A 25,623-nucleotide genomic window follows, 5' to 3' on the forward strand; every position below is an offset into this window, starting at 1 on the left:
AAGCGTCGCTTTCCGCGAACGCCGGTGAGGACATCTTTTGCTGCGAGTCGAGCACCTCAGAATTGGACAGCTTCCGCCGCTGTCGTTCGCCGTCGCAGATGGGGAATGCCTGGCCGTCGAGGGACCTTCGGGCTCCGGCAAGACGCGCATCCTGCGGGCGATCGCCGACCTCGACCCGGTCGAAGGCCACATCTTCATCGACGGTTCGGAACGGGCAGAGGTGCCGGCCACGACCTGGCGCAAATTCTCCCGCTACGTCGCCGCCGAGCCCGGCTGGTGGGCGGATACGCCCCGCGAAACGTTGCCAACCGCGGACGCGGTCCAAGCCCGCATCGCACGGCTCATTTCCGCCGTCGGCCTCGACCAGGACGTGCTCGACCGCCCGGTCAGCCTGCTTTCAACCGGCGAGCGGCAGCGAATCGCACTGGTGCGCGCGCTGCTCGATGAGCCCAAGGTGCTGCTGCTCGACGAGCCGACCGGCGCGCTGGATGTCGCGTCCAGCGCTCTCGTCGAGGAACTGATCCGTTTCCAATTGTTGGCCGGGCGCTGCGTGCTGATCGCCAGCCACGACGCGGCGCTGGTCGGACGCCTCGCCCACGCGCGGCTCCAGCTCGGGCCGCTCAAACGATCGACAACGGGTGGAAAGCGGGTGCAGCCATGACGTATATCGATCTCGGCTTTACCGATCTCGTGATCGCGGCGTTGCTGCTTGTCGCCAACGGCGCGGTGTCCCTCTGGTTTCGCCTGGGCCTCGAGCGGACGATCGCGATCTCGGCCGTCCGCATGATCGTGCAGCTCTCGGTCGTCGCACTGGCGCTGAAATGGATCTTCGCGCTCAATTCGCCGGTCTGGACGGTTCTGTTCGCGCTCTTCATGGCGGCCGCCGCCGGTTACGAGGTGGTGGCGCGGCAGGAGCGGCGCGTCGGCGGCATCGCGGCCATGGCGCTCGGCGCGGGCGCGCCATTTGCCGCCGGTCTCATCGCGACGATTTTCGCGATGGTCGCCGTCATCGGCCCGGATCCCTGGTATGCGCCCCGTTACGTCCTGCCGATCTTCGGCATGATGCTCGGTAACGCCTTGACCGGGACGAGCCTCGTGCTCGACACCATGAGTTCGTCCGCCGTGCGCGACCGGCTCGCCATCGAGGCGCGGCTTGCGCTCGGCGCGAGCCGCTACGACGCGTTGCGGCCGAACTTGCGCCGCGCGCTGACGACCGGCTCGATGCCGATCCTTACGGCGATGGCGGCCACGGGTGTCGTGTCGCTGCCCGGCATGATGACCGGACAGATTCTGGCCGGGATCGATCCCGTCTCGGCTGCCAAATATCAGGTGATGATCCTGATGCTCATCGCCGGGTCAACCGGACTCGCCGTCGTCGCCGCGGGCATCGGTTCGGTGCTGCTGCTGACCGACGAGCGCCATCGCCTCAGGCTCGACCGGTTGTCGTTGCTCTAGGCCACAAAACACTACGCCCGCCCACGTCCGCTCGCAGGAGCTTTCGTGGACGGGCGTATTTGTCGTTGCTGTCAATGCCGAAGCGCAACGGCCTCGGCGTAACTCTTTGCTGTGGCCGACGCTACGGCGTCGGCGTAACTGGCGCGACCGGAGCAGTCGCCGCCGAAGACGAGGTATCAGGCGTCGTCGTGGACGCAGCGGGTGCACTGTCGGCCGACGCCGTCGGTGCCGCAGCGGCCGGCGACGTGGCCGATGATGCAGGCGGCGGGGTGTGCGCGGCAAGTGCGGCGGCGGCGCGCTCGGCGGCCTGGGCTGCACGCTCGGCGGCGGCGGCGGCGCGTTCGGCTGCTGCGGCGGCGGCTTCCGCGGCGGCGACCGACGCATTGTTGGCGGCAGTGACAGGCACCTCGGGCTCAGCCTTCACGGGCTCTGCCGATGCGCCTGCTGCCGTCGCCGTTGCAGCAGCGGCTGCGGGCGTGACGGGGATGGTTCCGGTCTCGACTGCCGCCGGGGTCTCAGCGGGCTTGGTCTCGGCTGCCTTCTGCTCTTCCGGCTTCGTCTCGCTCGGGGCGGCAGCGGTGTCCTCCGACTTCTGCTCGGACGCGGCAGAGCCGGTCGAAGCGGTCTCCGAGGGCTTCGCTTTCTTCGACGCCTCGGAAGGCTTATCGGCGGACGCGTTCTCTTCCTTCTTGGCAGCCGGCTTCTTCGTCTTGGCTTCCTGCACCTTGTTGATGTCCGGTCCCCAGCACACGGTCGCATTGGCGGTGCAGGTGTGCTCGTCGACAACGATCAGGTTCAGGTAGAGCTCGCAATTGACGTCCTTCTTGCCGACCGTAAATTTCTCGATGCCCTGCTCCGCAGCCCAGGTGGAGATATGCTTGTCGAGCAGGTCCTTCGCATCGCGCGTCGGGCCATCCTTGCCATAGTCATTGACCGTGAAGCCCATGCGCTTGCAGCCCGCCATGGCGGGATGAGCGACAGCGAGAGCGCCCGTCAGTGCGGTTGCGAGGGCGAACCTGGACACGAAACCCATCAAGTTTCTCCGTAACGGCCGAATTTCATTTAATGTTCACGCTGCTATAGCCGTGTCCTGCGAGCATGCCTAGAGCGCTTGGCGACATTATGCGCAGCTTTACTAACGGACCGAATTAATCCCGAGGTTGTTGCCCCCACCATGGCCCCGCGCAAATTGCCCTTCACTATCTTCACATAAAACCCCGCCGATCGCGTCAATTCTCATTGCAGCCATGAAAAATGCCGCGCCTCCGGTGTGGTGGCGCGGCATCATCACGTCAGACTAGCTGGCGCACGTCAGACGACGCTGGCGCTCAGAGCTTGCAGATTGTGGCAGAACCGCGGCACGTCCAGCCCCACGAGCCGCCCTGCTTGCAGCTGTAGCTGCGCGCGCCGTACGAGTATCCCGGCAGGTTTGCCGCCGCGCCGACCTTGTTGCCGGAGCCCATCCACGCAGCCCAGGCGCCCCAATCGACGGCCTGGAGAAGAGCTTCATCGACCTGCAGCTTCGCATCCTGCTGGCTTCCAGCTTCACCGACGGCGCCTTTGCGGACGCACTCTTTGGCTTCTGCGATGGTCGCGGTGAATGCGAAACCTGCGACGGCTGCGAGCGCCATCGTCGAACGCACAGCTTTGAGCATTGATCTTCTCCCTAAAGAATGAACGCAGCAGTTCGTGCGTGTGGGCAGAACCGTAGGGGACTGTGCCCCACTTGCCGCGCGCTGCCCATCCGTCATGCACAGGAAAGCACACGGGACCGATTATTTTCCGGCGTTTCGTTGCCCGGACACAACGCAGCTCGATTGGGCAGCTCAATTGGCCTGCTGCAGGTTCACCGCCTTCGGTCCCTTGCCGTGCTTGTCAGGCTCCGTATCGAAGGAAATGCGCGTGCCTTCCGCCAGTCCGCCCATGCCGGACCTCTCGATGGCGGTCACATGCACGAATACATCATTGCCTCCGCTGTCCGGCTTGATGAAGCCGTAGCCTTTTTGATCGTTGTAGAATTTGACGGTTCCAACCTGGCGCATCTCACGTCTCCACAGCCCGCGACGGTTCTTGAAGACCGGCGGAAGCGCGAGCGATGCTTCAGCCGGACGACCCGGCTTCACCTTCGATGGGAGATCGAAACTTTCGAGAGTGCGATCGTGCGCACACTTGTGTTCACTCGAATGGCGTCCACTCGAACCTCGGCCTTCCTGCGCGAACGATCATCCGCACAGAGTTCTTGGTTTAGATGCTTCACTTGAATGCAAGCGAGAGCACTGCCAGGAGGTCGAATTATTCCGAAAAGATGCCGAGGGCGCAACCCTCGCGGCGCGAGGTGCGCGTGTAATCCAAAGGCCTCACGCGAATGTCAGGCCACGCGCTCGCCCGTGAGCCACGTGAGGCGGCTCTCGGCCCCTTTTGCGCGCGCGAGCGTCTGCACGAAATACGGAAGTAGACGCGCCAGCTTTTCCTCGAGCGTGTAAGGAGGATTTAAAATGAGCAAACCTGTGCCCGACAACTCACCTTCGAGATGGGGCGGGCGAACGTAGAGTTCCACGGAGAGCAGCTTCGGCAAGCCCAGCGCGGCCGCGTCGCGTTGAAAGGCGCGCACGGCGCGGGTGTCCTTGACGGGATACCAGATGATGACGGTGCCCGTTGCAAAGCGGCGGTGCGCGTTCGCGAGACCTTCCAGCAGGCGGCGGAATTCGCCCGGCTCCTCGAAGGGAGGATCGATCAGCACGACGCCGCGGCGTTCCTTGGGTGGCAGCAGCGCCTTCAGCGCGGCCCAGCCGTCGATCGCCATGACCTTGGCGGCGGGATCCTTGGCGAACAGCGCGGCAAGCGCTTCGGCATCGTCCGGGTGGGCTTCGTTCGCGACGAGACGATCTCCGCGGCGCATGAGACGGCGCGCGAGCAGCGGGCTGCCGGGGTAGCTGGCGGGTGTTTCGCCCGTGTCGTCGTCGTTCCGGTCCCGCAGTGCGCCAAGATAGGGAGCCAGGATTTCAGCCACTTGAGCGGGTGGCGGGCTTGCCAGAATGCGGCCGATGCCGTCGCGCCACTCGCCGGTTTTCTGCGCTTCGACGCTCGTCAGATCATAGAGGCCGACACCGGCGTGCGTGTCGATGACGCGGAACGGCTGCGGCTTGATTTTCAAATGCTCGATGACGAGCGCGAGCACGGCGTGCTTCAGGACGTCGGCGAAATTGCCGGCGTGATAGATGTGTCGATAGTTCATGTCCGTGCCCCAAACGATCCGGGGGACGCCACGGCCATGAAAGCCGCGCCATCCCCCGGCGTTTGGTAACATATTCGCGGCCGAGCGCGAGCAGACAGGTGCTTTTCTGATTGTCGCATTTTCTGACGACGAACCGGCGTCCACTTCGTCGGAAAATGCTCGCGCGCGCGATTGCCTCAGCCGGCGAGCGGCGGCTGATAAGTCTGGGTGGCGTAAGGCTGTGGACCGGCCGAGGATTGGCCCGTGGTTTCCCCTGGACGTTCGAGCTGCGGGGCGATTTCCGCCGGATCGCGCACGCGGCGCGAACGGCCATCGAACACCGCACCCTGCTCAATCGACAGCAAATGGCTGTGGATGTCGCCATCAACCTCGGAACCGGCGTGGAGCACGACGTGGGCCCCCATGATGGCGCCCGATACGCGGCCGAACACATCGACCGTCTCGGCGGCGATGGCGCCGTTTATGACGGCTTCCTTGCCGACCTCGAGCTGGCGGCTGTGCAGATCCGCCTGGATGTTGCCGAGCACTTTGAGCGAGCCCTTGCAGCGGATCGTGATCGTCTGTCCCTCGATGGACAGATCGTTGCCGATGACGGACTGCGGGGCAGTTCCGGCGGAGGCCACGGCGTGCAGATGCTGCTTCTCGACGCCGATGGTGCGATCGACGCGGCGCAGCTGCGGTGCGGGGGCTTCAACTGGAACGGGCTCGGGCTTGCGATTGAAAACCATACTCATCTCCCTGACGCTAACCATAATCCGCACACGACTTCCATGCGGTGGGAGTTGGTCGAAAACATGTCCGTGCTTCTGCTCGCGCCGAGTTGATCTAGACGGATGAGCGCCGGCAAATGTGCTGGAGGCAGTTGCAGCCCGGCGCGATGCCCCTCATCTCTATTGCAGTGCTGCCATCGCGGGGAGTGATGCGCATGGGCGCCAAGCAAACGAAGCGGGTTGTGAAGCGGACGTCGGCCGCCGGGAAGGCGCGCGCGCCTGTGGCGGAGCCATTCGTCCAGAACCCGGACGGAACGTCGCTTGCGCCGGAGGCGACGACAACGGCGCGGGACGCGACCTCAGACGCGCGGGACGCGACTTCAGTTGCGCGGGACGCGACTTCAGTTGCGCGGGACGCGACTTCAGTTGCGCGGGACGCGACTTCAGTTGCGCGGGACGCGATGCTGCGCGAAATCGATTTCTGCTTCGCAAAGTACATGCACACGCCTGAAGCCGGCTCGCTGTCGCGGCGCGTGCGCGAGGCCCTAGGCGCCGTGCCCCGTCACCTGTTCGTGCCGGAGCGCGAACGTGAGCACGCGTATCTCAACCGTCCCGTTCCGATCGGTCACGGCCAGACCATCTCGCAACCGTTCATCGTTGCGCTCATGACCGAGCTGCTGCAGCTCACGCCCGATGCCCGCGTTCTCGAAATCGGCACCGGCTGCGGCTATCAGACGGCGATCCTCGCACGGCTCGCGCGGCATGTTTTCACGATGGAGATCGTCGAGCCGCTGGCAGCGCGGGCGGCCCGCACGTTCGCAGAGCTCGGGCTGGCGAACGTGACGCCACGCGTCGGCGACGGACATCGCGGCTGGCCGGAGGACGCTCCATTCGACGCTATTCTCGTCGCCGCTGCCCCGGCCAGGGTGCCGGACGCCCTCGTGCACCAGCTCCGCGCCGGCGGGCGCCTCGTCATGCCGGTTGGAGAAAACGCACAGAAACTCATTGTTGTCGAAAAGCAGAGCGATCAATCGACGGTCTTTAGCGAAATCATTCCCGTGTGCTTTGTTCCGCTAACGCACGATCGCAATTAGCGCGCACAGGACACATGAGGGGTGACCAATGGAGGCTTGCGCGGCGCGGCCCCGAGCTTCAAATTCCTTGTCCGCTGAACTGATCCGATGGAGATGACGGGAATGGACGACCTGGACCGGTTCGAACCTGAGCTACACACCTTCAGCGGAACAGTGCGCCTGTGGGCAACGAGCACAGCCGAGGTCATTACGGACAGCGGGCTCGTGCTGTTTCTCGATACGCGCGGGCAGCCGCCGATGCCCGTCGGTTCGCGCGTCAGGATCGACACGCGGAAGTACCGGCCCTGTCATTTCGTCACGAAAGTGACGCCGATGTGAGCTTTCAGGCGGCGACGGAGCGGGTTAGATGCGCGCGACGAAGCTGTCGACGACCCGCTTGCGGCCGGCGTGGTCAAACTCGATGGTGAGCTTGTTGCCGTCGATCTCGGTGACGGTGCCGGGACCGAACTTCTGGTGGCGAACGCGATTGCCGACCGTGTAGCCCGCACCCTTCGCCGCCGACGACGCGATCAACTCGCCCTCGATGGTGATCGGGGGGCGCATGGGTTTGAGGCTCGCCTGGCGCTGGCGGTCCGCATCGCGGGACCAGTTGGCGGATTTCGCCTCTTCCTGCGATTTGGCGCGCTGCCAGCCGGGCGTGTCGTAGCTCGATCCGAAACGCGGCGCGGTGTCTTCGAAGCGGCTCTTTCCGTAGGGGTTGCGGCCGACGCCGCCCTGCTCGAACGGATTGCCGAAGTTCTGATAGGCGCCGCCGAACGGGCTTTTGGTTTCGACGACCTCGATATCCCCTTCCGGCAGGTCGTCCACGAACCGCGAGGGGATGGCCGACTGATAGAGCCCCCGCGTGCGCCGGTTCTGAGCGAACGAGACCTTGGCCAGTTTGCGGGCCCGCGTGAGGCCGACGTAGGCGAGACGCCGCTCCTCCTCCAGGCCCTTTTCGCCACTCTCGTCGAGCGAGCGCTGATGGGGAAAAAGTCCCTCCTCCCAACCGGGGAGAAAGACCGTGTTGAACTCGAGGCCCTTGGCGGCATGCAGAGTCATGAGGCTGACGCGGTCGCCGTCGTCGCCCTGCTCGGTGTCCATGACGAGGCTGACGTGCTCGAGGAAGCTCTCCAGCGTCTCGAACTGGTGCATGAAGCGCACAAGCTCCTTCAGGTTTTCCAGCCGCGACTGGGCCTGCGGGCTCTTGTCGTTCTGCCAGTGCGCCGTGTAGCCGCTTTCGTCGAGGATCAGTTCGGCGAGTTCGGTGTGCTTCATGCCGTCGATGAGGCCGCGCCAGCGCTCGAACGCGTGCACGAGATCGGACAGGGATTTGCGCGCCTTGCCGCCTAGTTCCTCGGTTTCGATGATCTCGCGCGCGGCGCGGTACAGCGGCACGCCGCGGTCACGGGCCAGGGCATGAATGCGCTCGACGCTGGTGTCGCCCAGACCGCGCTTCGGGACGTTGACGATGCGTTCGAACTTGAGGTCGTTCGACGGATTGTGCGTCACTTCGAGATAGGCCAGCGCGTCCTTCACCTCGGCGCGTTCATAGAAGCGGGGGCCGCCAATGACGCGGTAGGGTAATCCGGTCGTGACGAAGCGGTCTTCAAAGGCGCGCATCTGGAACGAGGCGCGGACGAGAATCGCGATGTCGTTCAGGCGCTGGCCGGCCGACCGCTGCTCTTCAATGACGCGGACGATCGCGCGGGCTTCTTCCTCGTCGTCCCACACGCCCATGACGGTGACTTTGTCGCCGCGTTCGCCATCGGTGAAGAGCGTCTTGCCGAGGCGGCCCTTGTTGGCGGCGATGAGGCCCGAGGCCGCGGACAGGATGTGGCCCGTCGAGCGGTAGTTCCGCTCCAGGCGCACGATCTTGGCGCCGGGAAAATCGTTTTCGAAGCGCAGGATGTTGTCCACCTCGGCGCCGCGCCAGCCGTAGATCGACTGATCATCGTCGCCGACGCAGCAGACGTTCGGCGAGCCTTGGGCGAGCAGGCGCAGCCACAGGTACTGGACAACGTTGGTGTCCTGATACTCGTCAACGAGGATGTAGCGGAAGCGGCGATGGTAGTCGGCCAGGATGTCCGGGTGCTCCAGGAACAGCCGCAGCGTTTCGAGCAGGAGATCGCCGAAGTCCGCCGCGTTCAGCTCCTTGAGGCGCTTCTGGTAGGCGGCGTAAAGATGCGCGCCTTTGCCCGCCGCAAACGCAAAGCTTTCGCCGGCCGGAACCTTGCTTGGCGTCAGCCCGCGGTTCTTCCAGCTGTCGATGAGGCCCGCGAGCTGGCGCGCCGGCCAGCGGTCCTTGTCCAGGCCCTCAGCCTCGATCACCTGCTTGATCAGGCGAAGCTGATCGTCGGTGTCGAGAATGGTGAAGCCGGACTTCAGGTCCACCAGCTCGGCGTGCCGGCGCAGGATCTTGACGCCGATGGAGTGGAACGTGCCGAGCCACGGCATGGCCTCGACGGCGCCACCGACCAGCGTGCCGATGCGCGTCTTCATCTCGCGCGCGGCCTTGTTCGTGAACGTGACGGCCAGGATCTGGCTGCCGTAGGCGCGGCCGGTCGCCAGAATGTGCGCAATGCGGGTGGTCAGAACCCGCGTCTTGCCGGTGCCCGCGCCGGCAAGCACCAGCACGGGGCCATCGAGGGCTTCGACCGCGGCGCGCTGCTCGGGATTGAGGCCGTTGAGATAGGGCGGCATGGCGCTGGCCCGCGCGCGCTCGGAAATCGAACGGCGTTCGGGCTGGGCGTCGGGCCCGTGTTGGGCGAAAGATTGTTGGGCGGAGGATGACGGCCCACGCGCGGCAGCCGCGTTCGGCGCCATCGGCAGGTCGAACGGCGGAAAGCCGCCGTCCCCGTGCCGGGCGGCGTGCTCCGCATCCGCTGCCGCCTCCGCGGCACGCTCTGCTTCTGCTGCCGCCTCCGCGGCGCGCTCTGCATCTGCGGCACGGTGGGCGGCCTGTTTATCGTCATGCGACATTGGGTCGATCTATAGCACGTGGCTAGGGGCGGCAACCGGGCGGGCAAATATGCCCACATGACAAAAATATAGGACGGCTTGCTGCGTTGGCTACCTAACCTCCGGCTGCCCACAGGAAATTGCCCCAATTGGGGGTCACACTTGTGGCTACTGTTGGGCTATGGTGACGCGGTGGGGCGTCGCCGTTTGCACGCGGTGTTGCCAGAGCGGTCTGTTGCCGACCGCGCCGGGGGCAAGCAAGCCAGTTGCGCGGTCCCGCCGCGCCGTGGCGTGCTGGTTGGCGGCGCATCTGGTCGGCGGCGCTATGTGGCTGCCACGAATTCCCGGCCGCACTTCCAATGGATTTTGAGCAGACAAGACGCGGATGAACAACGCCCTTCTCTATCTCGGCGGCATTCTGATCACGGCGTTGGCGATTCTCTTCGCCGTCCCCCGCTTTGTCGACTGGAACAGCTATCGCGGCGTCTTCGAAGAAGAGGCGTCGCGCGTTCTCGGGCGCGAGGTGCGCGTGGGCGGCGGCGTGAACGTGCGCCTGCTGCCGGCGCCTTTCGTCAGTTTCGAGAAGCTGCGCATTGCCGATCTCGGCACGGACGGCGGCAACTCCATCATCCGGGTGGAGAGCTTCACGATGTGGCTGTCGGTGCCGCCGCTGCTGCGCGGCGTTCTGGAAGCCCATCGCGTCGAGCTCGGCCGGCCCGTCGTCAGCCTGTCCACCAACGAGCAGGGCAGCGGCAACTGGCGGACGCTGGCGTTCTCGCCCGGCGCCTTCCGGTTCGCGCCGAAGGAAGTGGCGCTGCAATCGGTGCAGATTCACGACGGCGCGGTGATCGTCAGCGGCCCGCAGCGCAACGAGCTGGCGCGGCTCGACGACATCAACGGCGAACTGATGGCCGAAGCGCTCGAAGGTCCTTTCAAATTCCGGGGCAGCGCGAGTTGGGGCGGCACGCTCAGGCACGTCAAGCTGGCAACCTCGAAGGTCGACGCCGATGGCGTGCTTCGTTTCAAGACCGCCATCGACGTGCCCGAGACCTCCAACAGCTACGTGTTCGACGGGCGCCTGAGCGACATCAAGGAAAAGCCGACGCTGGACGGCGACCTGACGGCGAAATTCGCATTGGGGTACGGGCCGAAGCCGGCGCCCGTCACCGCGACGGATCCGGTGGTCGAGGTGGAGCCCGCGGTTGGCGCTCCTACGGCACCGGGATCTCCGCCTACAGCTCCAACTGCCACTGCGCCGGCCGCGACCAAGGAAGTAGCGCCTGCCCCGGCGGCAAAAGGCTCGCGCAGCTTCGACCTCAAGGCCAAGTTGACGGGTTCGACGACAGGGGTCGCACTCAAGGACATCGCCGTTTCACTCGAAGCGGGCGCGACGCCGCAGCTCATCACGGGCGAAGCGATGTTCGACTGGGCGAACCGTATGCGCGTCGATCTCTCGCTCGCGTCGCGCTGGCTCGACCTCGACCAGATCGCGCCTCCGGGCGAGGCGAAGGTGCCGCTCGAAGCCGGACGCGGTTACTTCGAAGCGCTTGCGGCGGCGCTGCCGCAAGAGGCCGACACCAACGCGCGGCTCGAATTCGATCAACTGACGCTCGGCGGCGAGCCCATCAGCAATGTGCGGCTGGCGGCTTCGCGCGCCGGTGGGCCGCTGGAGCTGAAGGGCGTGCGTGCCGACCTGCCCGGCGGCGTGCGCCTCGAACTCGACGGCATTCTCACGCCCTCGGCCAAGGTGCCTCGCCTCGACGGTTCGCTCTTTATTTCGGGAAAAAGCCTGCTGCGCTTTCTCGCGTGGGGATTCGCCAACCCCAAGCTCGCCGAAGAGCGCAACGATGGCGCGTTCTCGCTCGACGGCCAGTTTGCGCTCGGGGACGGAACGCTGGCGCTGACGAATGCCGCGTTCGAGTTCGCCGATACGCCGCTCGCGGGCGAGCTCAAAATCGATCTCAGTGACCAGAAGAAGCTCGTCATGGCCATCGAAGGGCCGCGCATCGATGTCGCGCAGATCGGCCCGGGACTGATCGGCCTTAACGTGCTGCGCGGCCTCGTGCTCGGCACCGAGGCGCCGGCCGAGGGCACCCCTGCCACCACCAATGCTTTCTACAACCTGCTCGATCCCAAGACTGCCGATCTTTCGCTCGACCTCAAGGTCGCCGAGCTTGTCGACGGCAGCCGGGTGCTGACCGATTTCGACGCCAACATCCGGCTCGAGCGCGGATCGCTTTCGATCCCCCGCCTCAAATTCGCAACGCCTCAGGGTCTCACGGTCGAAGCCGACGGCGAGGCCCGCGACGTGCCGGCTCATCCGAAGGGCGCCATTCGCGGACTCGTGTCCGCGCCCAACCCGGAGGCGGCGCGCGCGTTCCTGACGCTGCTCGATGTCGACCCGGCCGTGGCCGCCGACCTCGACCGCGTGGCGAGCCTCGCGCCGTTCCGCATCGCGGGCACGCTGCGGCTCGCGGGAGCGCCGACCGACGGCAGCACGCTTTCGCTCGATGGAACGCTCGGCGGCGGCAGGCTGTCGGCCTCCGTGCGTCTCGATGGAGACCGGAACCGGTGGCGGACCTCGCCGCTCGACGCGCAGATGTCGCTCGAAAGCCAGGACATCGCGCGCGTGATCGCGACGCTGCTCGGCACCAAGCCAATCGCAACGGAGGCTGCACCAACTGCCCAGCCTGCCCCAACAACGGTGGCCGGACGGGCGATCGTCAAGGCGGCCGGCGTGCCCGCGGACGGATTGCTGACCCTCATCGATGCGACCGGCGAGGGTCTGTCGCTCGGCTATCGGGGCAAGCTGCGCCTGCCCGCGCCCGGCCAGTCCGGCGCTGACGGCTATCTGCAAGTTGCCGCCGCGGATGCACGCACCGTGCTGGCGCTGACCGGGCTCGCCAGCCCGGACAGGATGACGGCTGGGGCGCTGAACGGCACGATCCACATTCTGAGTGACGCGGGCAAGCTCCGGCTGACCAGCGACACGCTGACGATCGGCAGCGGCATCATATCCGGCGAAGTGTCGCTGGCCGGCAAGAACGGCGGACAGCAGACCATCGACGCGAAGATCACCACGAACAAGACCACGTTCGCCTCGTTGCTGTGGCCGGTGCTCGGCAAGTCCACGGACCAGGACATCCTGAACGGCATTGCACCCGCGCCGCAGCCCGTGCCCGCTCGCGGCAACGCTCGCCAACAGGCGGACGCGCAAGGCGTGCCGCCGGCCGTCGTATGGCCGGAGCAGACGTTCGACCTGTCGCCGCTCGACGGGCTCACGGGCGCCGTCGAGCTCAAGATCGGCGCGCTCGAAATCGAGCCCGGGCTTACGATCCGCAACGCCCGCCTTTTGGCGAACATCGCACCCGGAACGCTCAGCGTGACCAAACTCACCGGCGACGCGGTCGGCGGGCGGATGCTGTCTCATCTCGATATCGCCAAGGCGGCCGCGGGCGTCGAGGTTTCGGGGGCGCTCAGGATCGATATCGACAGCAAGCCGCTCGAACCCAGCGCAGGCGCCGACGACGTTCTGCCGCCGGGTGACGCCGCCGCCTTTGGCGTGTCGTTCTCCGGCCGGGCGCTCAGCCCAGCGGCCGTCATATCGACCCTCACGGGCAAGGGCGAGATCACGATCGGCGATGCGACGCTGACGGGCAATTCTCCGGCCGCCGTCTCGACGGTCGTCCGGGCGGCGCTGACAGGCCAGGGGCCGAACAGCGGCACGCAGCTTTCGGACGCGATACGCGAAGCGCTCAAGACGGGCGAGGTCAAGCTCGGGAAGATCACGATCCCGGTCGAGATTGGCGACGGCGCGCTCAAGCTCGAGCGGGTGCGCATCGAGATGAAGGATGGCCGGTCGACATTTGCGACCGCGGTCGAACTCGCGACCATGAAGATCGACAGCGAATGGCAGATCGAGCCGAAACTCGACGGGACGCTCGCCACAACGGCGGAACGCGCGTTCCTGCCGCCGGTCACCGTCGTCTATACGGGCAAGCTCAGCCAGTTTTCGGACCTCGTTCCCTCCGTCTCGGCGGGCAGTCTCGAGCGCGAACTCGTCGTGCGGAAGATGGAACTCGATGTCGGCGAACTCGAACGGCTGCGCAAACTCGACGAGCAGCACGCCCGCGAGGATGCGGCGCGCCGCAAAGCCCAGGACGAAGAGCAGGCAAGGATCGACGCCGAACGGCGCAAGGCGCTTGAAGCGGATCAGGAACGGACCGCGCCGCCGCCCCCTGCGCCGGACAATGGCGTGCCGCCTGCGAATGGACCGGCGCCCGGCGCGGATCCCTCAGCGCTGCAAGGTGCCGATCCGAACGGGCCGGCTATCACAGACGACACTCTTGCCCGCCCGCCGCAGGACGCACGGCCGCCCGCGGTGGACCAGGAGGCCGCCTCGCCGCCGCCGGCAGCGCCCTCGCCCGCTTCGCAGCGCCCGCGCCGCAAGCGTGCGGAAGACGACGCGTGGCGCCCGTTCCAGCAACCGTTTTGAGAACATGTCGCGTTGAGGACTTGTCGCGTTGAGGACGGCCCGCTTCGTCAGTCGCGATTACCGCCGTCGTAGCTTGTGACAGCTGCGGCGCCGCGCACGTAGTCCAGGATCCAGACGCGCACGGCGCTGGACAGACCAGCCGCGCCGCGTCCCTCGTCGATGCGCGCGATGAGGCCCGCGAGCGAGATCTGCTCGCGCGCCGCGGCCTCCTTCAGCGTCTCCCAGAACGCCTGCTCGAGAGAGATCGACGTGCGGTGGCCGCGGATGGAGAACGATCGCTTGACCGGGCGGGTCATGACCCCGGCTCCCGGCCATCGTCCGCGGACGCATCCTCGTCACCCGCTGATTCCGGGCCGGTGTCATCCGGCCGCTTGTGCGCATCGAGGCGTCGCAGCGAGAGGTTCTTGCTCGCCTCGGCCTGCTTGCGCTCGGCCTTCGTGCGGCCGAACTTCACGCGATTTTCCTCTGCGCGCTTGTCCTTGGCCGCGCGATCGCGCGCCTTGCGGGCCTTGCGGAGGTTCACGATCTCGGCGGTCATGACGGTCAGTCCCCGGGAAGGGCCGGCCCTACTCGGGACCGATCATTTTTTCCGGACGCACGATGTCGTCGAACTCCTGGTCGGTGACATATCCGCCGCCGACCGCTTCCTCACGCAACGTGGTGCCGTTCTTGTGCGCCGTCTTGGCGATCTTGGCTGCGTTGTCGTAGCCGATCTTCGGAGCCAGCGCTGTCACCAGCATCAGCGAGCGGTCGAGGCCGGCCTTGATGTTGTCCTCGCGCGGCTCGATGCCGATGACGCAGTTGTCGGTGAAGGACATGGCCGCGTCCGCCATCAGGCGTACGGACTGCAGGAAGTTGTAGGCCATCACCGGATTGAAAACGTTGAGCTCAAAGTGCCCCTGGCTGCCGGCGAAGGTCAGCGCCGCGTTGTTGCCGAAGATCTGGATGCAGACTTGGGTCATCGCCTCACACTGGGTGGGGTTGACCTTGCCCGGCATGATGGACGAACCCGGCTCGTTCTCCGGCAGCGACAGCTCGCCGAGACCCGAACGGGGGCCAGAGCCCAAGAAGCGGATGTCGTTCGCGATCTTGAACAGGGAGGCCGCCACCGTGTTGATAGCGCCGTGCGAGAACACCATGGCGTCGTGGGCGGCCAAGGCTTCGAACTTGTTCGGGGCGGACGTGAAGGGCAACCGCGTGATGGACGCAATGCGCTCAGCCACCAACTTGGCGAAGCCCTTTGGCGCGTTGAGGCCGGTGCCGACCGCGGTGCCGCCCTGGGCGAGCTGCATCAAGGCGGGCAGCGTCAGTTCGATGCGCTGGATGCCGTTCTCGATCTGCTGGGTGTAGCCGGAGAACTCCTGCCCGAGCGTCAGCGGGGTTGCGTCCTGCGTATGGGTGCGGCCGATCTTGATGATGCGCGCCCACGCGTGAGACTTGTCGTTCAGCGCATTGCGCAGATACTGCAGCGCAGGCAGCAGGCGGTGATGGATCTCCTCGGCGCAGGCAATGTGCATGGCCGTCGGGTAGGTGTCGTTCGACGATTGCGCCATGTTGACGTGATCGTTCGGGTGGACGGGCTTCTTCGAGCCCATGACGCCGCCGAGCATCTCGATGGCGCGGTTCGAGATCACCTCGTTGGCATTCATGTTCGACTGCGTGCCGGAGCCCGTCTGCCAGACGACGAGCGGGAAATGCGCGTCGAGCTTGCCCTCGATCACCTCCTGCGCCGCTCTCACGACCGCGTCGCCGATGGCTTCATCGAGCTTGCCCAGCGCCATGTTCGCTTCGGCCGCGGCCCGCTTGACGATCCCGAGCGCGCGCACGACCGGCGCGGGTTGCTTCTCCCATCCGATCTTAAAGTTGCCGAGGCTTCTCTGAGCCTGGGCGCCCCAATATTTGTCCGAGGGGACTTGGATCTCGCCGAATGTGTCGGTTTCGATGCGGGCGGAGGTCTTCGGCGGGGTCTGTCTGGCGGTCATGGCAGGCTTCCGGTGTGAGAACGCGGTCGGGCGTTGCCATACCACGATGCAGGAGCGCGGACCAAGGCTGATGGTTTTGCGACCAAATGCCCATTTTTCGGCCCGTAGCGGCCGGTTGACCGCAAAATTTTAACAACAGTGGGGCATGCTGACCGTTGGTGCCGTTTCGACCGCGTATTCCTGCCCTTTTCTGAGTAACATGGCTTCGTTCGTTAATATTTTCCTGCGCGCACGTTACCGCCGCCTCGCCGGAGGCGCGATCTGGCTCGCCATTACGCTCGTTCTCATCGCGGTGAGCGCGGTGATCTGGCGCGCGCACCTCAAGAGTGCGCTGTATACCGAGGCGCAACTCCGCCTCAGCGGCCTGGAAAAGCTGCACGCGAACGTCACGTCCGCCTTCGGCGAATTGAAAAAAACGGTGACCGCGGAGCCCTGCTCGCCGTCCTTCATGCGCGAGTTGCAGCGGGTCGCGTTCCTGCCCGACGGCCTCAACGAATTCATCTATGCGCCCGGCGGCCGGGTGACCTGCTCGACAGGGGCGCGAGAGCGGGCCGATACGCCCGCATGGCTCGGGCCGCCCGATGTCGCTGGAATCTCCAATGGCGACATGTCCATGTGGATCGATAAGCGCCTCGACGCCATCGGCCGGCCGGACATGTACGGACACATCGTTTTCCAAGAGCCGTTCGCGATTGTCATACCGACGCAGCTGTTGGCTTCCGGCGCGATGGAGGGCGCGAAGCATCAGTTCGTCATTTCCTCCTCCTCATCGTCCGTGCATCACCTCGACGGCCAGCGCGGCCTCTATCGCGCGTCGGTCGGAGATCAGGGATCGATTGCCGATATCCGCAGGGTCGCCTGCAGCGCAAACCATCCCTATTGCGTCGCGATGGTTTCGCACCTCCCGGACCGCCTGGCGGAGATACCCGGATTGATCCTGCTGGTCATCGGGCTGATCGGCTTCCATGCCATCGCGCCTGCGACCTACCTGTGCCGGCGGCTCGACGAGTACTGGTCGTTCGAATCCCGATTCCTGCGCAATCTCGACAGCGGCTCCATCGTGTGCGCCTACCAGCCCATCCTGGACGTGCGGACCGGCCGGATCTCCGGCTGCGAAGTGCTGGCCCGCTGGCGCGATCTCGACGGGTCGGTCGTTTATCCGGATTCGTTCATCGACATTGTCGCGCAATCCGGCATGACGCTCGAATTCACGAAAATGATCGCGGATCGCGCTTACAGCGAGTTGTCTAGCGCGCTCGGCGCCGACACGCGGCTCCAGGTGAATTTCAATATTTTCCCGCGCGATCTCGACAGTAAAAAGTTGTGCTACGTCTTCAGCGCGTTCGACGACGATCGCGACCGGTTCCCACTCGCGCTCGAGATCACCGAGGGCGACGCGCTCAAGCTCGATCAGGCGCAGATTGAGATCGAAGAGCTCACCCGCATGGGCATCCGGACTTACGTCGACGACTTCGGCAACGGATATTCCAACATCCACAGGATCGCGTCCCTGGCCGTGCACGGCGTCAAGCTCGACAGGTCGTTCGCAATGGCGCCCAGCGAAAGCATGATGGCGCGGATGCTCGTGCACGCTATCGACATGATCGCGTCCTCGGGATGCGAGATCGTCGTCGAAGGGGTTGAAACGCAGGAACGCCTCGACCTCCTGACCGGCACGAACCGCGTGACCTACGCGCAAGGCTATTTGATCTCGCGGCCGCTTTCGATCGACGGCCTCGTCGAGTTCCTCGCTCGCGATACGGCCGCCGCGGCCGCCGCTCCCGAGAAGAAAGCCGCGTAATCGCGGGCCGCACCGTCCAATTCGTCTCCTCGACATGGTCGAGGGCCGCAACGGGCGGCCCTCTCCATTGTTTCAATCACGTTCCCGACGCCGTTCTACGAGCGGTAGAACCGCTGAACGAGAGAGGCGTGACGACGCTCGGCGTTGCGGAGCTGGATGCGCTCGAACGTCGACACGCGGCCGTCGCGCATGATGCGGCGCTTCAGCGAAGCGACATTGGCCGCGCTGCGCGCGATGGCTGCTCGCTCGGCACCGCTGATGCCGTTCTTCTTGTAGACCTTGGACGGGCCCGGCTTGCCCCAGCCGTTGTTGTGGTACTTGTTCGGAGCAGCGTTCGCGACACCGGCGGTCATCGCTAGTGCGGCGGCCGCGGTCAAGAGGACGGTTTTGATCTTCGTGTTCATGGGTCTCTCCACTCTGTTTTTCTGCCCGCCGCTGATGCGGCTCTCTCGGGCTTGCACAGAGAAGAACGCAAGCCGCCGCGCGCTTCCGTTGCTATTTTTCGAAATTTTTTCAGTCACTTACGGTTCATCTAACTGAACAGCCGTTCATCTGCGACATCCGTGTTTCGGAACCATAAACGCGAGCGCGCATTGTTCCTCCAAGCACGATTGCCCGCAGCGGCTGGTTATCCCGCGGGCGCATAAGGAGATCCCCCAAAATGTTCACACGTAGACGTATCGGCGGCGCTGCTGTAGCGGCCGCTATAGGTTTCGCCGCGCTCATCGCGGGCGCACCGGCGCAAGCCGCTCCGCTCGCGCAAGCGAATGCTCCGGCTCAGTCTTCGGACGTCGTGAAGGTTGGCCGCGGTTTCGGCATCTACATCGGACCCGGCTACGGCTATCGCGACTACGGATACGGCGGTTACGGATACGGCGGCTACCGCAATTACGGGTATAACAGCTATTACGGCGGTAACGACTACTACCCCCGTCGCGGATATCGCGCCCGCTACTATGACGGCGGTCGCCACCACAATCGCCGCTGGGCACGCGAACGCTTCCAGCATCCGCTGGGGCGTCGCTAAGTCAGATCGCACTGTAAGCTTGACGTACAGACCAAGGGCGGGCCGTTACGGTCCGCCCTTTCTCAATCCGAACTTGCCGTCCGGCATGAACGCGATCGTGAACTCACTGCCGTCCGAGAGATCGAGCTTCTGACCATTGACGATCAACGTGCCGTCGGCCGTTTCGGTCTTGTAGTTGATCGGTCCTTCGCCCCTCAAAACAAGATGGACGGTTTTGCCACTGAACGTCAGGGTCTGGACGACGCGTTCGGTGGGCTGCTTCGGCAAAAAAGTATCGAGCGCGTAGAGTGCAGTGATCACCACAAACAGCGCGATGCCGATGTTCTTCAGAATTTTCACTGGCGCCTCCGTCCGTCTGCGGACAGCTTGAGGCATTTGCGTTTCGCGCGCAACGGGCAACCGATTGGCGCACGCCAACGGGCCCGTAATCCGCGCGCAGACGAGCAGCGGCTACTTCTTGCGGAATTTATCCAGGCTGACGATTTCGGCGCCACCGGGTTTTGCCGGCGCATTGGCGTCGTTCGAACTCTCGCCGGGGCCGTCTTCGCCCGACGACGAGCGTTGGCTCGGCGCGTTCGCGGCGACCGGGTCGGCAACCGGCTTCGAGGGTACGTCGCCGCCGGTGCTGGCGCCGATGTCAGCCGACGCGTCGTCGCGCTTGTCGACGCTCTGGAGTTTCTTGGCGCCGCGCGAGGCTTTGCGGGCTGGACGGGTCGCGCCTGCGCGCGGGGTCAGGCTTTCAATGGAACCACCCGTGGCACCGGATTCGCCGGCGGCGTTGGGATCCTCGAACTGCAGTCCGAACCGCACCGACGGATCGAAAAAGACCTTGATGGCCTCGAACGGAACGACAAGGCGCTCAGGGATGCCGTCGAACGTCAGCTTCACCTCGAAGCGGTCCTCGCTCACGAGGAGATCCCAGAAGCGGTGCTGAAGCACGATCGTCATCTCGCGCGGGTACTTCTCCTTGAGCCGCTTCGAGAGCGATGCGCCAGGAGCCTCCGTATCGAAGGAGATGTAGAAATGATGATCGCCAGCCAAGCCGGATTTGGCCGTGCGGACCAGAACCTGGCGCACGACACCGCGCATCGCTTCCTGCGCCAATCCCTCGTAGTCGATCGTAGACTCAACCGTCATGCCGTGCCGCTTCGTCCCGATCGCGCCTCAATGCCCCCAGCGACGCAGAATGAGTGGGGAGCTTCTGTTGCCCGGTGCTCCCCCAACCGCGCCTTGCTCGGCTAGGAGCGAGGACTTTAGTCTTCAGGCTTATCGCGCCGCATTACGCAGCGAGAGCAGCCTCAGCATAGTTGTCATTGGCAACTATTCTGAATGACCCGATGACGGCGGTATCATGCCGAGCAAAAGCGCGCCCTTTACACCCTCGTCGATCCTAGTTCGCCCCCATCAAGAACTCACTGCAGCACATGCCAGATGTTGCCGGAGTGAGCTATTGGTGGAGGCGCCGGGTACTGCCCCCGGGTCCGAACGGCTTATTACGACGTCCATTTATCGCCATAGCCGGACGAATCCGGCACCGCAAATATAGGCTGGGAGCATTTGAATTGAAAGTGCCTGCGACCACGGCGTCTCAAGCCCCGGCCGTCGCACGCTTCTCAGGCGTTTGCCCGTCCCATGACGATCCCGTCCGCAGCAGGGAACAGCACGCATGACCGCGACGACCGAACCCGCTCCCGGCCCCGCCTATCGGCCGGCCTCGCCCTGGCATGCCGGGGCCGCGCTGCTGGTGGCCATGCTTGCGAGTTTCGCGCCGCTCGTGCTTTGGGTGCTGGGCCCGATCGCCGAGAGCGCCGGGCTTTCTTCGCCACCTCGACCGACGTCGCCGGATGGGCTGCCGCCGCTCTCCTCACCCTTCATGATGGCGCAGATGATGCTCGGGCAGATCCTCTCGCTCGGCATCACCTGGGTCGCGGCCGGCTGGAGGGGAGCAAGAGCGTCCACGCTCCAGCTTGCCCCGCCGCAAACCGGGTGGCTGCAGGCGGCCGGGCTCGGCGTGCTGCTGGTCGTGCTCATTCTTCCGTTGGAGATCCTGTTCTATCGCCTCGCGGGGCTCGGGCTGTTCAGCGACAGTGGATGGCTGCTGGAAGGGCTCAGATCGCCGCTGTGGTGGGGCGTGGTGATCGTGGCCGTCGTGCTCGCCCCGTTGTGGGAAGAAATCACCTTCCGGGGCTTTCTGCTGTCGGCGCTCGCACAGACGCGGCTCGGGTTCTGGCCGGCGGCCACGATTTCGTCGCTCCTGTGGACGTTCCTCCATTGGGGCTATACGTGGCCCGGCCTCGCCAGCGTGTTCCTGGCCGGAATGGGGCTTTCCTGGATCATGCAGCGAACGGCCTCAATGCGCGCCGTGGTTGTCGCCCACGGCGTCATCAACGCGTTTTCACTGACCGTCATTTCGCTATTCGCGCCGTGACAGGGGATGTCACTGTGGGTGCCACGGTGATCTCGCCGCGGAATCGCGCTAGATGTCAGGGATGCAGCAATATCTCGACCTTTTGCGCCGCGTGCGCACCGAAGGCGTCGCCAAGTCCGACAGGACGGGGACCGGCACGCTGTCCGTATTCGGCCATCAGATGCGCTTCGATCTGGCGGAAGGCTTTCCGCTCGTCACGACCAAGAAGCTGCATGTGAAATCGATCATTCACGAGCTGATCTGGTTTCTCGCCGGCGACACGAACGTCGGCTATCTCAAAGCCAACGGCGTACGCATCTGGGACGAGTGGGCACGCCCCGACGGCAGCCTCGGGCCCGTTTACGGCAAGCAGTGGCGCAGTTGGGCGACGCCGGACGGGCGAACGATCGATCAGATCAGCGACGTCGTGCGCACGCTCGAGACCAATCCCGACAGTCGGCGCATCATCGTCTCGGCTTGGAACCCGGCGGATATTCCGGACATGGCGCTGGCGCCCTGCCATTGCCTGTTCCAGTTCTACGTGGCGGACGGCAAGCTCTCGTGCCAGCTCTACCAAAGGTCGGCGGACATCTTTCTCGGCGTCCCGTTCAACATCGCGAGCTATGCGCTGCTGACGATGATGATGGCGCAGGTGACGGGGCTCAAGCCGGGGGATTTCGTGCATACGTTCGGCGACGCTCACCTCTACACCAACCACCTCGATCAGGCGGACCTGCAGCTGTCGCGCGCGCCGCGCCCGCTGCCGCGCATGACGATCAATCCGGACGTGCGGTCCATCTTCGCGTTCCGCTATGAGGACTTCGTGCTCGAAAACTACGACCCCCATCCCCACATCGCCGCGCCGGTGGCTGTGTAAAGCCTAGCGTGTGCTGGAGGTGATGATGTTCGATGCCGCTGTGTTGCTGAAGCCTGCGCCAGCGCATCCTTTGCCGATCGAAACTTTACGGACCGCTTCGGTCTCTCCCTTCAACCGTGCGATTTCTGGCGCAATGTTGTCTCCGGACAAGCTCGAAACGGGAAGTCCGATCAAGATAATACCCACCGTATCGTTCGTTCGCGCATTCTCTTGTTGAGTTGACGCTTGAGCGAGCGCTTGACTTAGACGTCCGCTCTCTTCCCCTAGCTGGCCACAGCTCCAATGCTGATAATTGACTTCGCTGACGTAGGCAGGGGCAATGCTTTCAGGAGATTTTGCACAGGCAGAAGCCAGTAAGGCCGTTCCGGCAAAGAGGCAGAGTTTGAATTCGTGCATCTGGGGCTACCATCTCTAGAATTGCTTGATCAGCCCACATCGATTCTATCCTTTGCGACCATGCAAATCGGATAGTTCTCAACACAGATAATCTCATAACGCGCATTTCGCGCGGACCTTCCAAGGATCCCTTCAACTTGAAAATCTCGCTCGTTGTCGCGGTCGCGGAAAACGGCATCATCGGCCGGGACGGCCAGCTGCCGTGGCGGCTGTCGTCGGACCTCAAGACGTTTCGCCGCCTGACGATGGGCAAGCCCGTCGTCATGGGCCGCAAAACATTCCAGTCCCTCAAGAAGCCGCTCGACGGACGCGACAACATCGTGCTCTCGACGGACCCAATGTTCGAGCCGGACGGGGCGACCGTCGTCGAGAGCTTCGCGGACGCCATGACGCTCGCGCGCACTCTTGCTCTCACCCGGGGGGCGGACGAGATCATGGTTATCGGCGGAGCGGCGGTGTTCCGCGCGGCGCTGCCGGTCGCGAACCGCATCTACTGGACAGAGGTGCATGCGAGCCCGGTCGGCGACGTGTCCTTTCCGGAGACCGACCTCTCCCAGTGGGTCGAGGTCGAGCGCGAGGCGCTGGCGGCCAGCGAGAAGGACGATGTCACGGCAACCCTTAAGGTGCTCGATCGGCCATAGCGCTCTATTTTGACGGCAAAAACCCCTCCGTGCCTTGACGGGAAGCGCCCGAAAACCAATCTCATGGGCCGGGTTTGCTTCGTTCGGGGACCTCCCCTATAAGCGAGGCTCTGTCTTCCATCCGGAACCTGAGCTTGACGTGCCTCTCCCGGAGAGGGGCCGCTGTTCCGGCAATCTTCCACAATCGAAGGGCTGAGATCCTATGCCTTGGAGCAATCAAAGCGGCGGCGGTAGCGGCAACGGCGGCGGCTGGAAAGGCGGCGGCGGCGGCGGCGGTGGCGGCGGACCGTGGGGCCAGGGGCCCGGCAACCAGCCGCCTGATCTCGAAGAGATGCTGAAGCGCAGCCAGGACCGAATGAAGCAGGTTATGCACGGCGGTGGCGTGCCCGGACCGCTCGCGTTCCTCGCGGCGGTGGCCGCAGCGGCCGTCGTCGGCTGGTATGCCTTCTTCTTCCGCGTCGACCCGGACGAGCTCGGCGTCGTGATGCGCTTCGGCGAGTATGTGCGCCAGGAGCCTCCTGGGCTGCATTTCCGCTGGCCCTACCCGGTTGAAGAGGTCGTCAAGCCGAAGGTGACCCGCCAGAACATCATCGAGGTCGGCATGCGCTCGGCCTCCATCGATCGCGGGTTCGGTGGCGCAGGCATCCAGGACGTCAAAGAAGAGAGCCTGATGCTGACCGGCGACGAGAACACGGTCGACATCGATTTCGTCGTCTACTGGCGCATCAAGAATGCGGAACAGTATCTGTTCAACATCGCGAACCCCGACAACACCGTGAAGGAAGTGGCGGAAAGCGCCATGCGCGAGGTTGTCGGTCAATCGGACATCCAGCCGATCCTGACCCAGGCACGACAGAAGACGGAAGCGGCCGTGCTGGCGCTAATCCAGCAGACGCTCGACAGCTACAAGGCCGGTATCCAGATCGATCAGGTGACGCTGCAGAAGGTCGATCCGCCGGCCGACGTCATCGATGCCTTCCGCGACGTTCAGGCCGCGCGCGCCGACAAGGAGCGCCTGCAGAACGAAGCGTTCGCCTACGCCAACAAGGTCGTGCCCGAGGCGCGCGGCGAGGCCGAGCGCATCCTGCAGGCCGCCGAGGGCTTCAAGCAGGGGACGGTGGCGGAAGCGCAAGGCCAGACGGCGCGCTTCCTCAAGGTCTTCGACGAATACAAGAAGGCGCCGGAGGTGACGCGCAAGCGCATCTTCCTCGAGACGATGGAACGTGTGATGGGCGGCACTGACAAGGTGATTATCGACAGCAAGACCGGACAAGGCGTCGTGCCCTACCTGCCGCTCGACCAGCTCCAGCAGCGCCGCCAGCCGACCGAGGGGGGCAACTGATCATGCGTGCATTTCTCGGTTTTCTCGTTTTCCTTCTCGCTGCGGCGGGCATCGCGGTCTACGCGTCGGCATTCATCGTGCACCAGAACGAGCAGGCGCTCGTGCTCGAGTTCGGCAAGCCGAAGCGGGTCGTGCAGCAGCCCGGCCTGCATTGGAAGCTGCCGCTGGTCGAGACGGTCGACATCTTCGACAAGCGCATTCTCGACATCGACACTCAGACGCAGGAAGTCACCGCTTCCGACCAGAAGCGTCTGCTCGTCGACGTGTTCGCGCGCTACAAGATCGTCGATGCGCTGAAGTTCTACCAGACGCTGCGTGACGAACGCCAAGTGCGGTCGCGGCTCGGCCCGATCGTCGAGTCGGCGATGCGGCGTGCACTCGGCTCCTCGACCTTCCAGGACGTGGTGCGCGACAAGCGCGAGCTGCTGATGAAGCAGATCCTCAAGAACGTGAACGACGAGGGCGAGGACTTCGGCCTGCAGGTCGTCGACGTGCGCATCAAGCGCGCCGACCTCCCCGAGCAGAACCAGAAGAGCGTGTTCGACCGGATGCGCGCCGAACGCCAGCGCGAAGCCGCCGAATTCCGCGCCCAGGGCACGGGCGAAGCGAGCCGCATCCGCGGCACCGCCGATCGCGACGTGACCATCATCAAGGCCGAAGCCACCCGCAAGGGCGAAGAGCTTCGGGGTGAAGGCGAAGCGCAACGCAACAGCATCTTCGCAGCGGCCTTCAGTCAAGATCCGGACTTCTTCGGCTTCTACCGCTCCATGCAGGCCTACGAGCAGGGCCTGCAGCCGAACGGGACCAAGTTCGTGCTTTCGCCTGACTCCGAGTTCTTCGAATACTTCAAAAATCCCCTTGGAACGGGCACCGCTGGCCAGGGGACCACAGCCCGGCCGCCTCAATGACCGATCTCTTGGTGGCGTTCGGACTTGTGCTCGTGATTGAGGGCCTGCTTTGGGCCCTCTCTCCCGAGCTCGGACGCCACCTGCTCGCGACTGCGGCGGCCACGCCCGAATCGACCCTGCGCAAGGCCGGTTGGGCGGCCGTTGGGCTCGGGGCGCTCGTCGTTTGGGCCATTCGGGGCTAGGAGCGGCTGCCTCGTCCCGGCAGCCGCGTTGACAGCCTCCCTGCGATCTCACACTTTGTCGTCAACCGGGGCCGTCGCGCGGCCCTTGGAGCTGCAGGCCTCCTGTCACGGTGCAGTCGCGAGGCGACGCG

The 25,623-nt window shown here is 64.8% G+C and carries 26 protein-coding genes and 1 other RNA gene; 13 read left to right on the forward strand and 14 right to left on the reverse strand.

Annotation, left to right across the window (positions count from 1 at the left end; translation table 11 throughout):
- Window positions 1–37: 37 nt before the first annotated feature.
- Complete coding sequence (locus ACTIFK_RS00580) at window positions 38–661, forward strand: ABC transporter ATP-binding protein (protein WP_439541094.1); 624 nt, start codon at window positions 38–40, stop codon at window positions 659–661.
- Window positions 658–1,455: an ABC transporter permease gene (locus ACTIFK_RS00585; protein WP_439541095.1), complete on the forward strand. Its 798-nt coding sequence runs from the start codon at window positions 658–660 to the stop codon at window positions 1,453–1,455. Before ACTIFK_RS00580 ends, ACTIFK_RS00585 begins: the two co-directional genes overlap by 4 nt.
- 121 nt (window positions 1,456–1,576) lie before the next feature.
- Here ACTIFK_RS00585 and ACTIFK_RS00590 read toward each other — a convergent pair whose 3' ends face one another.
- The 5 genes from ACTIFK_RS00590 to ACTIFK_RS00610 form a co-directional block, all read right to left on the reverse strand.
- The gene (locus ACTIFK_RS00590; protein ID WP_439541096.1) at window positions 1,577–2,488 is read right to left on the reverse strand and encodes a hypothetical protein; all 912 of its coding nucleotides are present in this window, start codon (window positions 2,486–2,488) and stop codon (window positions 1,577–1,579) included.
- Between the two features lie 295 nt (window positions 2,489–2,783).
- Window positions 2,784–3,110 carry a hypothetical protein gene (locus ACTIFK_RS00595; protein WP_439541097.1) on the reverse strand — a complete coding sequence of 109 codons (327 nt, stop codon included), beginning with the start codon at window positions 3,108–3,110 and terminating at the stop codon, window positions 2,784–2,786.
- Window positions 3,111–3,281: 171 nt separating this feature from the next.
- The gene (locus ACTIFK_RS00600; protein ID WP_439541098.1) at window positions 3,282–3,497 is read right to left on the reverse strand and encodes a cold-shock protein; all 216 of its coding nucleotides are present in this window, start codon (window positions 3,495–3,497) and stop codon (window positions 3,282–3,284) included.
- A gap of 326 nt (window positions 3,498–3,823) precedes the next feature.
- Window positions 3,824–4,690: a 23S rRNA (adenine(2030)-N(6))-methyltransferase RlmJ gene (locus ACTIFK_RS00605; protein ID WP_439541099.1), complete on the reverse strand. Its 867-nt coding sequence runs from the start codon at window positions 4,688–4,690 to the stop codon at window positions 3,824–3,826.
- A 176-nt stretch (window positions 4,691–4,866) separates the two neighbouring features.
- Window positions 4,867–5,418 carry a bactofilin family protein gene (locus ACTIFK_RS00610; RefSeq protein WP_439541100.1) on the reverse strand — a complete coding sequence of 184 codons (552 nt, stop codon included), beginning with the start codon at window positions 5,416–5,418 and terminating at the stop codon, window positions 4,867–4,869.
- A 197-nt stretch (window positions 5,419–5,615) separates the two neighbouring features.
- Here ACTIFK_RS00610 and ACTIFK_RS00615 point away from each other — a divergent pair, with 197 nt between their 5' ends.
- Window positions 5,616–6,494 (forward strand): protein-L-isoaspartate(D-aspartate) O-methyltransferase, encoded by an 879-nt coding sequence (locus ACTIFK_RS00615; protein WP_439541101.1) that lies wholly within the window; start codon window positions 5,616–5,618, stop codon window positions 6,492–6,494.
- A gap of 102 nt (window positions 6,495–6,596) precedes the next feature.
- Window positions 6,597–6,812, forward strand: a complete 216-nt coding sequence (locus tag ACTIFK_RS00620) for a hypothetical protein (protein WP_439541102.1) — start codon at window positions 6,597–6,599, stop codon at window positions 6,810–6,812.
- 24 nt (window positions 6,813–6,836) lie between these two features.
- On the opposite strand, the gene ACTIFK_RS00625 is transcribed toward ACTIFK_RS00620, so the two are convergent.
- Entirely contained in the window at window positions 6,837–9,299 is a 2,463-nt protein-coding gene (locus ACTIFK_RS00625; RefSeq protein ID WP_439541539.1) for a UvrD-helicase domain-containing protein, read from the reverse strand.
- Between the two features lie 520 nt (window positions 9,300–9,819).
- Here ACTIFK_RS00625 and ACTIFK_RS00630 point away from each other — a divergent pair.
- A complete protein-coding gene (locus tag ACTIFK_RS00630; RefSeq protein ID WP_439541103.1) occupies window positions 9,820–13,929 on the forward strand; it encodes an AsmA family protein in 4,110 nt (1,369 codons plus the stop codon).
- A 47-nt stretch (window positions 13,930–13,976) separates the two neighbouring features.
- Here ACTIFK_RS00630 and ACTIFK_RS00635 read toward each other — a convergent pair whose 3' ends face one another.
- Genes ACTIFK_RS00635 through fumC form a run of 3 tightly spaced genes read right to left on the reverse strand, consistent with a single transcriptional unit; the run spans window position 13,977 to window position 15,911 of the window.
- Complete coding sequence (locus tag ACTIFK_RS00635) at window positions 13,977–14,225, reverse strand: ribbon-helix-helix domain-containing protein (RefSeq protein WP_439541104.1); 249 nt, start codon at window positions 14,223–14,225, stop codon at window positions 13,977–13,979.
- Window positions 14,222–14,467, reverse strand: coding sequence for a DUF4169 family protein (locus ACTIFK_RS00640; RefSeq protein WP_439541105.1), 246 nt, complete (start codon window positions 14,465–14,467; stop codon window positions 14,222–14,224). The genes ACTIFK_RS00635 and ACTIFK_RS00640 overlap by 4 nt, the downstream gene beginning before the upstream one ends.
- Window positions 14,468–14,495: 28 nt before the next feature.
- Entirely contained in the window at window positions 14,496–15,911 is a 1,416-nt protein-coding gene (gene fumC, locus ACTIFK_RS00645) for a class II fumarate hydratase (protein ID WP_439541106.1), read from the reverse strand.
- Window positions 15,912–16,110: 199 nt separating this feature from the next.
- Between fumC and ACTIFK_RS00650 the strand changes: the two genes are divergently transcribed.
- On the forward strand, window positions 16,111–17,712 hold the full coding sequence (locus ACTIFK_RS00650; protein WP_439541107.1) for an EAL domain-containing protein: 1,602 nt from the start codon (window positions 16,111–16,113) through the stop codon (window positions 17,710–17,712).
- A gap of 95 nt (window positions 17,713–17,807) precedes the next feature.
- Here the strand turns inward: ACTIFK_RS00650 and ACTIFK_RS00655 are convergent, their stop codons facing one another.
- Complete coding sequence (locus tag ACTIFK_RS00655; protein WP_439541108.1) at window positions 17,808–18,116, reverse strand: hypothetical protein; 309 nt, start codon at window positions 18,114–18,116, stop codon at window positions 17,808–17,810.
- Between the two features lie 257 nt (window positions 18,117–18,373).
- Between ACTIFK_RS00655 and ACTIFK_RS00660 the strand changes: the two genes are divergently transcribed.
- Entirely contained in the window at window positions 18,374–18,739 is a 366-nt protein-coding gene (locus ACTIFK_RS00660) for a hypothetical protein (RefSeq protein WP_439541109.1), read from the forward strand.
- A 45-nt stretch (window positions 18,740–18,784) separates the two neighbouring features.
- Here ACTIFK_RS00660 and ACTIFK_RS00665 read toward each other — a convergent pair whose 3' ends face one another.
- From ACTIFK_RS00665 to ssrA, 3 genes are all read right to left on the reverse strand, one after another.
- Window positions 18,785–19,078, reverse strand: a complete 294-nt coding sequence (locus ACTIFK_RS00665) for a hypothetical protein (RefSeq protein WP_439541110.1) — start codon at window positions 19,076–19,078, stop codon at window positions 18,785–18,787.
- Between the two features lie 111 nt (window positions 19,079–19,189).
- Window positions 19,190–19,876, reverse strand: a complete 687-nt coding sequence (locus ACTIFK_RS00670; RefSeq protein WP_439541111.1) for an SspB family protein — start codon at window positions 19,874–19,876, stop codon at window positions 19,190–19,192.
- A 52-nt stretch (window positions 19,877–19,928) separates the two neighbouring features.
- Window positions 19,929–20,311, reverse strand: a transfer-messenger RNA (tmRNA) gene (gene ssrA, locus ACTIFK_RS00675).
- Between the two features lie 94 nt (window positions 20,312–20,405).
- Between ssrA and ACTIFK_RS00680 the strand changes: the two genes are divergently transcribed.
- Complete coding sequence (locus tag ACTIFK_RS00680) at window positions 20,406–21,167, forward strand: lysostaphin resistance A-like protein (RefSeq protein WP_439541112.1); 762 nt, start codon at window positions 20,406–20,408, stop codon at window positions 21,165–21,167.
- 61 nt (window positions 21,168–21,228) lie between these two features.
- Entirely contained in the window at window positions 21,229–22,023 is a 795-nt protein-coding gene (locus ACTIFK_RS00685) for a thymidylate synthase (RefSeq protein ID WP_439541540.1), read from the forward strand.
- A gap of 3 nt (window positions 22,024–22,026) precedes the next feature.
- On the opposite strand, the gene ACTIFK_RS00690 is transcribed toward ACTIFK_RS00685, so the two are convergent.
- A complete protein-coding gene (locus tag ACTIFK_RS00690; protein WP_439541113.1) occupies window positions 22,027–22,419 on the reverse strand; it encodes a hypothetical protein in 393 nt (130 codons plus the stop codon).
- 137 nt (window positions 22,420–22,556) lie between these two features.
- Between ACTIFK_RS00690 and ACTIFK_RS00695 the strand changes: the two genes are divergently transcribed.
- The 4 genes from ACTIFK_RS00695 to ACTIFK_RS00710 all read left to right on the forward strand — a co-directional run bounded on the left by ACTIFK_RS00695 (window position 22,557) and on the right by ACTIFK_RS00710 (window position 25,492).
- A complete protein-coding gene (locus ACTIFK_RS00695) occupies window positions 22,557–23,060 on the forward strand; it encodes a dihydrofolate reductase (RefSeq protein WP_439541114.1) in 504 nt (167 codons plus the stop codon).
- Between the two features lie 202 nt (window positions 23,061–23,262).
- The gene (gene hflK, locus ACTIFK_RS00700; protein ID WP_439541115.1) at window positions 23,263–24,402 is read left to right on the forward strand and encodes an FtsH protease activity modulator HflK; all 1,140 of its coding nucleotides are present in this window, start codon (window positions 23,263–23,265) and stop codon (window positions 24,400–24,402) included.
- A gap of 2 nt (window positions 24,403–24,404) precedes the next feature.
- Window positions 24,405–25,310, forward strand: coding sequence for a protease modulator HflC (hflC, locus tag ACTIFK_RS00705; RefSeq protein WP_439541116.1), 906 nt, complete (start codon window positions 24,405–24,407; stop codon window positions 25,308–25,310).
- A complete protein-coding gene (locus tag ACTIFK_RS00710) occupies window positions 25,307–25,492 on the forward strand; it encodes a DUF2065 domain-containing protein (protein WP_439541117.1) in 186 nt (61 codons plus the stop codon). Before hflC ends, ACTIFK_RS00710 begins: the two co-directional genes overlap by 4 nt.
- Window positions 25,493–25,623 lie beyond the last annotated feature (131 nt).

The organism is Hyphomicrobium sp. (assembly GCF_051860585.1).
Lineage (GTDB): Bacteria > Pseudomonadota > Alphaproteobacteria > Rhizobiales > Hyphomicrobiaceae > Hyphomicrobium_C.

Coding starts and splice junctions, on each gene's coding strand:
- ACTIFK_RS00585 (WP_439541095.1), top strand. CDS start 658: ATGACGTATATCGATCTCGGCTTTACCGATCTCGTGATCGCGGCGTTG.
- ACTIFK_RS00590 (WP_439541096.1), bottom strand. CDS start 2,488: ATGGGTTTCGTGTCCAGGTTCGCCCTCGCAACCGCACTGACGGGCGCT.
- ACTIFK_RS00595 (WP_439541097.1), bottom strand. CDS start 3,110: ATGCTCAAAGCTGTGCGTTCGACGATGGCGCTCGCAGCCGTCGCAGGT.
- ACTIFK_RS00600 (WP_439541098.1), bottom strand. CDS start 3,497: ATGCGCCAGGTTGGAACCGTCAAATTCTACAACGATCAAAAAGGCTAC.
- ACTIFK_RS00605 (WP_439541099.1), bottom strand. CDS start 4,690: ATGAACTATCGACACATCTATCACGCCGGCAATTTCGCCGACGTCCTG.
- ACTIFK_RS00610 (WP_439541100.1), bottom strand. CDS start 5,418: ATGGTTTTCAATCGCAAGCCCGAGCCCGTTCCAGTTGAAGCCCCCGCA.
- ACTIFK_RS00615 (WP_439541101.1), top strand. CDS start 5,616: ATGGGCGCCAAGCAAACGAAGCGGGTTGTGAAGCGGACGTCGGCCGCC.
- ACTIFK_RS00620 (WP_439541102.1), top strand. CDS start 6,597: ATGGACGACCTGGACCGGTTCGAACCTGAGCTACACACCTTCAGCGGA.
- ACTIFK_RS00625 (WP_439541539.1), bottom strand. CDS start 9,299: ATGGCGCCGAACGCGGCTGCCGCGCGTGGGCCGTCATCCTCCGCCCAA.
- ACTIFK_RS00630 (WP_439541103.1), top strand. CDS start 9,820: ATGAACAACGCCCTTCTCTATCTCGGCGGCATTCTGATCACGGCGTTG.
- ACTIFK_RS00635 (WP_439541104.1), bottom strand. CDS start 14,225: ATGACCCGCCCGGTCAAGCGATCGTTCTCCATCCGCGGCCACCGCACG.
- ACTIFK_RS00640 (WP_439541105.1), bottom strand. CDS start 14,467: ATGACCGCCGAGATCGTGAACCTCCGCAAGGCCCGCAAGGCGCGCGAT.
- fumC (WP_439541106.1), bottom strand. CDS start 15,911: ATGACCGCCAGACAGACCCCGCCGAAGACCTCCGCCCGCATCGAAACC.
- ACTIFK_RS00650 (WP_439541107.1), top strand. CDS start 16,111: ATGGCTTCGTTCGTTAATATTTTCCTGCGCGCACGTTACCGCCGCCTC.
- ACTIFK_RS00655 (WP_439541108.1), bottom strand. CDS start 18,116: ATGAACACGAAGATCAAAACCGTCCTCTTGACCGCGGCCGCCGCACTA.
- ACTIFK_RS00660 (WP_439541109.1), top strand. CDS start 18,374: ATGTTCACACGTAGACGTATCGGCGGCGCTGCTGTAGCGGCCGCTATA.
- ACTIFK_RS00670 (WP_439541111.1), bottom strand. CDS start 19,876: ATGACGGTTGAGTCTACGATCGACTACGAGGGATTGGCGCAGGAAGCG.
- ACTIFK_RS00680 (WP_439541112.1), top strand. CDS start 20,406: ATGACCGCGACGACCGAACCCGCTCCCGGCCCCGCCTATCGGCCGGCC.
- ACTIFK_RS00685 (WP_439541540.1), top strand. CDS start 21,229: ATGCAGCAATATCTCGACCTTTTGCGCCGCGTGCGCACCGAAGGCGTC.
- ACTIFK_RS00690 (WP_439541113.1), bottom strand. CDS start 22,419: ATGCACGAATTCAAACTCTGCCTCTTTGCCGGAACGGCCTTACTGGCT.
- hflK (WP_439541115.1), top strand. CDS start 23,263: ATGCCTTGGAGCAATCAAAGCGGCGGCGGTAGCGGCAACGGCGGCGGC.
- hflC (WP_439541116.1), top strand. CDS start 24,405: ATGCGTGCATTTCTCGGTTTTCTCGTTTTCCTTCTCGCTGCGGCGGGC.
- ACTIFK_RS00710 (WP_439541117.1), top strand. CDS start 25,307: ATGACCGATCTCTTGGTGGCGTTCGGACTTGTGCTCGTGATTGAGGGC.